7 protein-coding genes are annotated in these 6,528 nt (G+C 68.0%); 5 read left to right on the top strand and 2 right to left on the bottom strand.

Annotated features, from left to right (window positions below; genetic code table 11):
- The first annotated feature begins 176 nt into the window (after window positions 1–176).
- The 3 genes from UUA_RS18045 to cycA all read left to right on the top strand — a co-directional run bounded on the left by UUA_RS18045 (window position 177) and on the right by cycA (window position 3,497).
- On the top strand, window positions 177–794 hold the full coding sequence (locus UUA_RS18045) for a DUF998 domain-containing protein (RefSeq protein WP_008439575.1): 618 nt from the start codon (window positions 177–179) through the stop codon (window positions 792–794).
- A 152-nt stretch (window positions 795–946) separates the two neighbouring features.
- Window positions 947–1,846: a c-type cytochrome gene (locus tag UUA_RS18040; RefSeq protein WP_008439574.1), complete on the top strand. Its 900-nt coding sequence runs from the start codon at window positions 947–949 to the stop codon at window positions 1,844–1,846.
- A gap of 253 nt (window positions 1,847–2,099) precedes the next feature.
- Window positions 2,100–3,497 (top strand): D-serine/D-alanine/glycine transporter, encoded by a 1,398-nt coding sequence (cycA, locus tag UUA_RS18035; RefSeq protein WP_008439573.1) that lies wholly within the window; start codon window positions 2,100–2,102, stop codon window positions 3,495–3,497.
- A 161-nt stretch (window positions 3,498–3,658) separates the two neighbouring features.
- Here cycA and UUA_RS18030 read toward each other — a convergent pair whose 3' ends face one another.
- On the bottom strand, window positions 3,659–4,249 hold the full coding sequence (locus UUA_RS18030; RefSeq protein ID WP_235605871.1) for a glutathione S-transferase family protein: 591 nt from the start codon (window positions 4,247–4,249) through the stop codon (window positions 3,659–3,661).
- A gap of 237 nt (window positions 4,250–4,486) precedes the next feature.
- Here UUA_RS18030 and UUA_RS18025 point away from each other — a divergent pair, with 237 nt between their 5' ends.
- On the top strand, window positions 4,487–4,726 hold the full coding sequence (locus UUA_RS18025) for a hypothetical protein (protein ID WP_008439570.1): 240 nt from the start codon (window positions 4,487–4,489) through the stop codon (window positions 4,724–4,726).
- A 98-nt stretch (window positions 4,727–4,824) separates the two neighbouring features.
- Entirely contained in the window at window positions 4,825–6,048 is a 1,224-nt protein-coding gene (gene ubiM / locus UUA_RS18020) for a 5-demethoxyubiquinol-8 5-hydroxylase UbiM (protein ID WP_008439568.1), read from the top strand.
- Window positions 6,049–6,051: 3 nt separating this feature from the next.
- On the opposite strand, the gene UUA_RS18015 is transcribed toward ubiM, so the two are convergent.
- Window positions 6,052–6,528 (bottom strand): HlyD family secretion protein (locus tag UUA_RS18015; RefSeq protein WP_008439567.1); only part of this gene is annotated, 477 nt, incomplete at its 5' end.

Raw genomic sequence — 6,528 nt, 5'->3', positions numbered from 1 at the left:
CACTTCAAAGTTGAATCCGTCAGCAATCGTCTAACATTTCGTTCGAGGTGGACGGGCCCCGTCGCCGCTAACCTGTCTATAGCGCTGAATGAGCCGGCCGCTTTTCACTGGGCGCAAGCCTGACCACTCATTCGAGGCGGGCGGTTACGCCACTTCACTTCGGGGTGCTGGCCCTCATGACGAATTCCCGTCTTTGGTTTGGTCCTTTTGCGGCGCTGCTTTTTTTCGCAGGTACTTTTGCCATCGGCCTGATCACTCCGGGCTACAGCCATGTTCGCCAGACCGTCAGCGAACTTGGAGAGGTCGGTTCTCCGGGGCAGGTCGCGTTCGGTGTTCTGCTTTGGCTCGTTGCTGCGTGCCTTGTCGTCTGCGCTGGCGCTATCGCCCGTTCCCTCCATGACCTTGGCTGCTCGGCGCTTCCGGCCTATGTCGTCGGTGCCATGGCCATCTCATGCATGGGGGTGGGCCTATTTGCCTTTCCGCACCCGCTCCACAATGTTTTTGGCTTGTCCGAGACCGTTGGCTTGCAGGCACCGCTGGCTGCGGCGCTGGTTTGCAGAAAATCGCCCCGTGCGAGGCGGGCCACATTGTTTTCAATGGTCATGTACGTCCTGGTTGTGCTGGCCATCGCAATCAATCTCGTGCCATTGGGCCGACCGGCGGGGCTGTGGCCGCTCATCAAGCCCTTGTATGGCCTCGTACAACGCTTTCTTTTCGCATCATGGTTCTTCTGGTGTGCAGGTTATGCGCTGCTTCTGATGCGAATCGGTCAGGCTGACTGCTCCCGGAATTAGAGGGGCATGCCTGATTGAGCCTTGGCCCTCCACGCCGGTGCGCCCTGGGCGCGGCACGGATTGACCATGTCCCCCTTGGGTTTTCGATGGCGCACCGCCCGGCATCGCGCTAGCCTGCGTGCTTCCGCATCGGGGGATGGGGAGGAAGCTATATGCGCAGGGCGTGGAAATGGCTCGGGCGCCTGGGCGCCGTCGTGCTGGTTTTGCTGGTGGCGGTGGCGCTCTCGGCGTATGTGCTGAGCGAGCGGCGCATGGCGAAGGTGTACCGGATCGACCCGCCGGTGCCGGCGGTGCCCACCGATGCGGCGGCGGTGGAGCGGGGCAGTCACCTCGCCGCGATCCGTGGCTGCAAGGATTGCCACGGCGCCGACCTGGGCGGCGCCACCTTCATCGACAATCCGCTGTTCGCCCGGCTGTCGGGCCCCAACCTCACGCCGGCCGGTCCGGGCGGCAAGCTCACCGACGTGGACCGGGTGCGCGCGATCCGCCACGGCGTGGCGCCGGACGGGCGCTCGCTGCTGTTCATGCCGGCGCAGGAGTTCAGTCACCTCGGTGATGAGGACCTGGGCGACCTGCTGGCCTATCTGCACAGCGTGCCGGCGGTCGAACGCACGCCGCCGGCGAACCGGGTCGGCCCGCTGGGGCGCGTGCTGTTCGTGGCCGGCAAGGTGCCGCTGCTGCCGGCGGAGATCGTCGACCACGCCGTGCAGCATGGCGAGCCGCCGCCGGCCGGTCCCACCGCCGCCTACGGCGCCTATCTCGCCACCGCCTGCGCCGGCTGCCACGGCAAGGGGTTCTCCGGCGGCCACATCCCGGGCACGCCGCCGGACTGGCCCGATGCCGCCAACCTCACGCCGGACCCGAGCGGCCTGGCGAGCTGGGGCGAGGCCGACCTGAAGAAGGCGTTGCGCGAGGGCGTGACGCCGGGCGGCCGCGCGCTGAAGACCGACTACATGCCGGTGCGGGTGACCCGCTTCCTCACCGACGAGGAGGTCGGCGCGCTGTACGCCTATCTGCGCAGCGTGCCGCCGCGGCCGAGCGGACAGCACTAGGGATGATCTGATCCAGTCTTGCCCGTTATTTCAGCGAGGTGCCTTTCAACAGCGAAGGTCAAGCTGGAATCCAGGGTCTTCAAACAATTGCCGAGGCACTGGATCCCAGCTTGACCCGCCTCCGGCTGCTGAAAAGCACCTCGCTGGGATGGCGGCTTGGCCGTGGCGGCGGCGGATGGCGCGTTGCGCGGCGCGTGGATGCGGCGGGCGCTTTTCGGTATGTTGGCGGCTTCCCAACGCCAAGGCGCGCCGCATGACCGCATCGCTGGAACACCCCGAGCACCTGAGGCGCAGCCTTTCCAACCGGCACCTGCAGCTGATCGCCATCGGCGGCGCGATCGGCACCGGCCTGTTCATGGGCTCGGGCAAGACGATCAGCCTGGCGGGCCCGTCGATCCTGCTGGTCTACCTGATCATCGGCGTGATGCTGTTCTTCGTGATGCGGGCGATGGGCGAGCTGCTCTTGTCCAACCTCGAGTACAAGTCCTTCATCGACTTCTCTACCGACCTGCTCGGACCGTGGGCCGGTTTCTTCTGTGGCTGGACCTACTGGTTCTGCTGGGTGATCACCGCGATCGCCGACGTGATCGCGATCGCCGCCTACGCGCAATTCTGGTTCCCCGGGCTGGCGCCGTGGATTCCCGCGGTGCTGTGCGTATTGCTGCTGCTCAGCCTGAACCTGGTCACGGTGAAGCTGTTCGGCGAGATGGAGTTCTGGTTCGCACTGATCAAGATCGTCGCGATCATCGCGCTGATCGTCACCGGCTTCGCGCTGGTTGCGTGGGGCTTCACCTCGCCGAGCGGGCACCAGGCTTCGCTGGCCAATCTGTGGAATGACGGAGGGTTCTTCCCGCAGGGCATGAGTGGCTTCTTCGCCGGCTTCCAGATTGCGGTGTTCGCCTTCGTCGGCATCGAGCTGGTCGGCACCACCGCCGCCGAGACGGCCGACCCGAAGCGCAACCTGCCGAAGGCGATCAACTCGATTCCGGTGCGCATCATCATCTTCTACGTGCTGGCCCTGGTTGCGATCATGATGGTGACGCCGTGGCGCCTGGTGGAAGCGGGCAAGAGCCCGTTCGTCGAATTGTTCGTGCTGGCGGGCATCCCGGCCGCAGCCAGCCTGATCAACTTCGTGGTGCTGACCTCGGCTACCTCCTCGGCCAACAGCGGCATCTTCTCCACCAGCCGCATGCTGTACGGCCTGGCCGAGGAGCGGCACGCGCCGAAGGCGTTCGCGCGGCTGTCGCGGGCGGCGGTGCCGTCGCTGGGCCTGTTGTTCTCCTGCTTCTGCCTGCTGCTGGGCGCGGCGATGATCTACCTGATCCCCGACCTGATCACCGCGTTCACGCTGATCACCACGCTGTCGGCGGTGCTGTTCATGTTCGTCTGGTCGCTGATCCTGTTCGCCTACATGGCCTACCGGCGCAAGCGCCCGCAGCTGCATGAGGCGTCCATCTACAAGATGCCCGGCGGCGTGTTCATGTGCTGGGTGTGCCTGGCGTTCTTCGTGTTCGTGCTGGTGCTCCTGAGCCTGCAGCCGGATACGCGCGAGGCGCTGATCGCCAGCCCGGTGTGGTTCGTGCTGCTGGGCATCGGCTACCTGTGGAAGGGGCGCCGGTTGCGCCGCGCCGCGGCCCTGCCGGTCGAGTGACGCGCCGTAACCGCGGCAGGCGGCGCGGTCCGCCCTCGCTTCGCAGGGCGGGCACGACCCGCCGTGCTTTTCAACGGTGCGCGCCATCAAGAGCGGCGGGCCGTGCCCGCCCTACGAAGCGGGGCATGGCGAGCTCGATGTCGCGGCCGATGGCACGCGCCTCAGTCGCGGTCGGGCGCACCGAGCGGGAAGTACGAGCGGTACGGTCGCGCCTCGTCCACCGCGCGGGCGAACGAGGGGCGCGCGAACAGGCGTTGCCGGTAAGCCTGCAGGTTGGCGCATCCCGCCGGGATGCGATGGGTCCAGTCGGCGTAGAACAGCGCAGGCGCGGCGGAGCAGTCGGCGAGGCTGAAATCGTTGCCGGTGGCCCAGTGGCGACCGGTGAGTTTCCTCTCCAGCCAGGCGTAGGCGGTGTCGAGCAGGGCACGTGCATCCTTCACGCCGTAGGGGTCGCGGTCGGCCGCGGGGCGCAGGCTGTCGAACACGATCTGCTGCTGCGGCGTCTGCACGTAGTTGTCGAAGAAGCGGTCGAGCAGGCGCGCCTCCAGTGCGGTATCGGCGTCGACGGGAATCAGCGGGGCGGTGCCGGGGTAATGCCGGTCGAGGTACTCGATGATGACGCTCGACTCGACCACCGTGCGTTCGCCATCGCGCAGCAGGGGAAAGCGGCGGACCGGCCACAGCGCGGCGAACTCGGTGTCGGTGGTGGCATCGTCCGGCGTGAGCACGCGCCATTCGAAATTCGAACGCAATGCCGTTCTCGTACAGCGCAACGAGCACCTTCTGGCAGTAGGAGGAGAACGGGTGGGCGTAGAGCTGCAAGGGCATGGCGGCGCCTTTTTGTGGAGATTGTCCATGCGACGAATGGCCGCCAGCCGGGTCGAAATGGCCCGCTGCGCGCTTGATCTGGATCAAGGTGGCAGCCCGAGGGCGTGCCGAACATGGACGTCGACGGCGCCGATGCGGTGCCCATGAAACGAGGAAATCCGATGGAATTCCATATTGCCTTGACCGAGGCCGCCCCTGATCCGGCCGTGGTGCAGGATGCCCTGTTCAGTGTCGATCCCACTGCGGTGGCCGACCTGGACATGAGCGGCCTGGTGATGCGCGTATCCGCCTCGGCGACGGCGGCGGACCTGATCGAGGTGTTGCGTCAGGTCGGCTGGTCGGTGGCGCCGAAGCAGGTGGTGCAGTTGCCGTCGATCTGCTGCGGCGGTTGCGGCGGCTGACGCGGCCGCGGCCGGCGATGCTGTCCTGAGCGGCGTCGGCGCGGGCCGGCGTCGTGCCTCGTCGTTTGCCGACGATCAACCCCGGGAGGGTTCTGCCCATGTCGTTCGATATCGTGGTCATCGGTGCCGGCCCTGCCGGCTTGTGCTTCGCCCGCTCGCTGAAAGACAGCGGCCTGCGCATCGCGCTGGTGGAGCGGCAGGAAGAGGCGGCGCTGATGACGCCAGCCGACGACGGCCGCGAGATCGCGATCACCCACCGCTCACGGCGACTGCTGCGTGAACTGGGCCTGTGGGCGCGCCTGCGCGAGGAGGAGATCGGCACGCTGCGTGACGCCATGGTGCTCGATGGCGACGACCGCGACGGGCTGATGTTCCGCCACGGCGAGGCCGGCAAGGAACAGCTGGGCTGGCTGCTGTCGAACCACGCGATCCGCCGTGCGGCATACGAAGAGGTGGCAGGCTTGCCCGAGGTCGAGCGCATCACTGGCGCACGGGTCGACGCCGTGCGCACCGGGCCCAACGGCGCCGAGGTTGAGCTGGACAACGGCGAGACGCTGCACGCGCAACTGGTGGCGGCGGCGGACAGCCGTTTCTCCGAGACGCGCCGCGCGATGGGCATTGGCGCGGAGATGCGCGACTTCGGCAAGACCATGCTGGTGCTGCGCATGCGCCACCAGGTACCGCACGAAGAGGTGGCGTGGGAGTGGTTCGGCCACGGCCAGACCCTGGCCCTGCTGCCGCTGCACGATGCGCATACCTCGTCGGTGGTGCTGACCCTGGCCCCGCCGGCAATGCGCGAGCTGCTGGCGCTGAACGATGCGGCGCTGGAAGCGGCCATGGCTGAGCGCTTCCAGGATCGGTTGGGCGCGATGAGCGTGGCCGGCCCGCGCTGCGCCTATCCGCTGGTGGGCGTGTATGCGAAGCGTTTCGTGGCCGAGCGTTTTGCGTTGATCGGCGACGCGGCCGTGGGCATGCACCCGGTCACCGCGCACGGCTTCAATTTCGGCCTGCTCGGGCAGGACCTGCTGGCGCGCGAGCTGCGTGCCGCGCGGGCCGCTGGGCGATCCATCGCCGCGCCGGCGCTGCTGGCGCGCTATGAACGCCGCCTGCGGCTGGCCACGCGGCCGCTGTACCTGGCGACCAACGCACTGGCCGGCCTGTATACCGACGACCGCCGCCCGGCGCGCGCGCTGCGCAAGCTGGCGCTGGGTGCCGGCGCACGGCTCCGGCCGTTCCGGCGGCTGGTGATGTCCGGCCTCACCGCCGAGCAGGGCGGCGTGCCCGCGCCGTTGCGGCTGTTGCGCCGGCCACGGCCGGCCTGACCATCAGCCGCGCCGGTTTCCCTGCACGACCAGGGTGGCGCTCATGCCGGCGGCGAGCACGGCGCCGCGCGGGATCGAGGACGCGTCGATGCGCACGCGCACCGGCACCCGCTGGGCCAGCCGGATCCAGTTGAAGGTGGGCTCGACCTGGGCGAGCAGGTTCTCGCTGGTAGGGCTGGCGCCATCGGCGATACCCACCGCGACGCTGTCGACATGGCCGCGCAGGTGCACGTCGCCGGCCATCAGGCGAATGTCGACCGGATCACCGACGTGCACCTGCGGCAGCTTGGTTTCCTCGAAGTAGCCGTAGATCCAGATGTCGTCGCGCCGGACCAGGGCCATGCGCGGCTTGCCCGTGTCGGCGAAATCGCCGGCGCGCAGGTCGAGGTTGGTGATGGTGCCGTCGCTGGGTGCGTGAACTTCGGTGCGGGCCAGGTCGAGCTGCGCACGCTCCAGCGCGATGCGCGCCTGGCGCACCGC

The sequence above is a fragment of the Rhodanobacter thiooxydans LCS2 genome, assembly GCF_000264375.1.
Lineage (GTDB): Bacteria > Pseudomonadota > Gammaproteobacteria > Xanthomonadales > Rhodanobacteraceae > Rhodanobacter > Rhodanobacter thiooxydans.
This window is presented reverse-complemented; position numbering and strand designations above follow the sequence as displayed.

What these genes read in the sequence shown, in the direction of transcription:
- UUA_RS18045 (WP_008439575.1), top strand. Translation starts at nt 177, where the DNA reads ATGACGAATTCCCGTCTTTGGTTTGGTCCTTTTGCGGCGCTGCTTTTT.
- UUA_RS18040 (WP_008439574.1), top strand. Translation starts at nt 947, where the DNA reads ATGCGCAGGGCGTGGAAATGGCTCGGGCGCCTGGGCGCCGTCGTGCTG.
- cycA (WP_008439573.1), top strand. Translation starts at nt 2,100, where the DNA reads ATGACCGCATCGCTGGAACACCCCGAGCACCTGAGGCGCAGCCTTTCC.
- UUA_RS18025 (WP_008439570.1), top strand. Translation starts at nt 4,487, where the DNA reads ATGGAATTCCATATTGCCTTGACCGAGGCCGCCCCTGATCCGGCCGTG.
- ubiM (WP_008439568.1), top strand. Translation starts at nt 4,825, where the DNA reads ATGTCGTTCGATATCGTGGTCATCGGTGCCGGCCCTGCCGGCTTGTGC.